3 protein-coding genes are annotated in these 2,799 nt (G+C 74.1%); all 3 read right to left on the bottom strand.

Annotated elements, in window-relative coordinates; all coding sequences use genetic code 11:
* Window positions 1-550, bottom strand: a 550-nt coding sequence (locus tag AC08OP_RS23705) for a D-sedoheptulose-7-phosphate isomerase (RefSeq protein ID WP_476616195.1), incomplete at its 3' end; no start/stop codon positions are given.
* 66 nt (window positions 551-616) lie between these two features.
* On the bottom strand, window positions 617-1,870 hold the full coding sequence (locus tag AC08OP_RS23700; RefSeq protein WP_476616194.1) for a glycosyltransferase: 1,254 nt from the start codon (window positions 1,868-1,870) through the stop codon (window positions 617-619).
* Window positions 1,870-2,799, bottom strand: a 930-nt coding sequence (locus AC08OP_RS23695; protein WP_476616193.1) for a glycosyltransferase family 9 protein, incomplete at its 5' end; no start/stop codon positions are given. The genes AC08OP_RS23700 and AC08OP_RS23695, both read right to left, overlap by 1 nt.

Below are 2,799 nucleotides of genomic sequence, written 5' to 3'. Positions count from 1 at the left end.
GTTCGTTTTCGCGCGGTTCGTTCTCGCGCGGTTCGTTCTCGCGCGGTTCGTTCTCGCGCGGTTCGCTCTCGCCTGCGCGCCCGGTCGCCACGATCTCGTCGCAGGCGGCCGCCAGTGGGCTGTCGGCCCGGCCGACCAGCGCCCACGTTGTCAGGCCCAGCTCCCGGGCCGCGTCGGCCGCGTGCAGCAGATTGGCGCTGCGGCCCGAGGTGGACAGCAGTATCAGGACGTCGCCGGGCCGGCCGTGGGCGCGCACCTGGCGGGCGAACACGTCGTCGTAGCCGAAGTCGTTGCCGATCGCGGTCAGCGAGGAGGTGTCAGCGTGCAGCGGGATGGCCGACATCGGGGCCCGGTCGTCGCGGAACCGGCCGACCAGCTCCGCGGTCAGATGCTGGGCTTCGGCGGCGGATCCGCCGTTGCCGGCGGCGAGCAGCCGGCCGCCCGCGGCCAGGACCTCGGCCAGCCGGGTCCCCCAGGCGGCGAGCCGGTCGACGTCGAGTCCGTCCAGCGCCAGCTGCAACGCGGCGACGTGGCCGCGCCCGGACGGCATCGGCTGGCATGCCGCCGGGAGCGGTGCCGGTCCCGGCGCCGGTGTTGGTGCCGGTCGGTCCATGGGTCAGACCCCCGCCGGGAGATAGGGACGGCCGAAGCGGGACGTGCCGTGGCGGGTCAACCGCTGGTAGCTGCCCAGGGTCAGCGTGGCCACCCGGTCCCAGGAAAACAGGGCGCGGGCGCGCCGGGCGCCCTGCTCGCCGAGTTCCCGCCGCCACGCGGGGTCGCCCATCAGCTCGGCAAGGGCCTCAACGATCCGTTCCGGGGACCGTGGTGGCACGTGCAGGCCGGTCTTGCCGTCCACGACCGTGTCGACGAGACCGCCGACGGCCGAGGCGACGACGGGCACGCCGCAGGCCATCGCCTCCAGTGGGACGATGCCGAACGGTTCGTACCAGGGCACGCAGGTGACGACATCGGCGGAGCGGTAGAGGGCGGGCAGTTCGTCGTGGTCGACGCGCCCGATGAAGCTCGTCCGGTCGGCGACGCCCAGCTCGACCGACAGCCGACGCAGCCGGTCCACCTCCGGGTCGGTGTCGAGGTGCGCCGGATCGGGACCACCCACGACGACGAGGTCGGCCGCCGGCAGATGGGGCAGCGTGCTGATGACGTTGCCGACCCCTTTACGTTCCACCAGACGACCGACGAACAGCAGCCGGACGCGGTCGCCGCGCCGCGGCCGGGCCCATCCGTGCGGGGTGAACCGGGACAGGTCCACCCCGCAGGGCACCACGCTGACCCGCCCGCGCGGCGCCCCCAGCCGGACCAGCTCGAACACCTCGTCCGTGCAGGTGGCGAGGAGCTGGTCGACGTCGCCGACGAGCCGCTGTTCGATGGCGACGCGTTCCGGTGGCGAGGTGTCCCTGCGGCCCTGGTGGCGGCGTTTCACCACGCCCAGGGCGTGCATCGTGAGCACCACCGGGATGCCCAGCGGCCGGGCGGCCCGCAGCGCGGCGAGCCCGGACATCCAGAAGTGCGCGTGGACGACGTCGGGACGGCACCGTCGCCACTGCTCGTGCAGGTCGGCGGCGAAGTCGTCCATGTAGGGGAGAAGTTCGTCTTTAGGAACGAATCTGGCGGGACCGGCACGCACATGGTCGACCTGGACGCCTTCCCCGCGCCTGACGCGGCGCGGCAGGTCGGGGTCGTCCCGGCGGGTGTGCACGATGACGTCGACCTGCCGGCGGGCCAGGGCATCGGCCAGCGAGGCGACGTGGATGTTCTGCCCGCCCGCGTCGACACCGCCGAGTGCCGCGAGCGGGCTGGCATGCTCGGAAACCATCGAGACCTTCGTCGGGACCTTCGTCGGGACCTTCATCAAGGGGCCTCCAGGACCTCCTGCCGGGCGGGGGGAACGGTGACGACGGGGAAGGCGAGAACCGTCTCCACGGCGTCGACGACCTCGTCGGGTTCGACGGTGTTCAGACAGGGATGGCCGGGCACCGGGCAGTCCCGGGCCCGGCATCCGGCGCAGCCGATCGCCTGGTCGCCGAGCAGGACGTGCCGGGAGGTGTAGGGCCGCCACCGTTCGGCCGGCACTGTCGGGGCGAACAGGGAGACGATCGGGGTGCCGACCGCGGCGGCGAGATGCGCGGGGCCGGTGTTGCCGACGACCACCGCGCCGGCCCGCTCCAGGACGCCGGCGAGGCCCGCCAAGTCCGTGCGCCCGCCGAGGTCATGCACGCCGGGCAGGCGGCCGGCCGCGGTGGCGGTGAGCCCGGCCGCGGTGGCGGTGAGCCCCACCTCGTCGGGTCCACCGGTCACGACGACCCGGTGTCCCCGGCCAGCCAGCCGGCGCACCACCACCGTGAACCGCGGCGGGTTCCAGCGTCGGGCGGCCACCGAGGCGCCCGGATGCAGGACGACGTACGGCTCCGGGCCGATCAGGGGGGTCGGGTCCGGCAGCGGCTGGCGGACCGCGAGCAGCCCGTCGTCCTCGTCCGGTAGCCGGTAGCCGAGCGCCGCCGCGGTCGACAGGGCTCTGGTGACCTCGTGCAGCCCCGTCTCGGGCAGGTGGTGGCGGACGTCGAGCAGCGTGCCGGGGTAGTCCTCGCTCACGGCGGCGATTCGCCCGACGCCGGCCATCCGCAGCAGCAGGGCCAGCGGCAGCGGATTCTGGTGGAACGAGGTGAGGATCAGCGCGTCGTCGAGGCGACCGGCGGCCAGCCGGTCGACGAGGCCGTCGACGTCGTCGCGGCGCACCGGTGGCGGGCTCGCGTCGATCCAGGGGCAGCGCCAGACGACAAC

It is taken from the genome of Frankia sp. CeRuru1, from assembly GCF_977966315.1.
The sequence above is the reverse complement of the archived record's forward strand: the minus strand, read 5'-3'. Positions and strand labels throughout refer to the sequence as shown.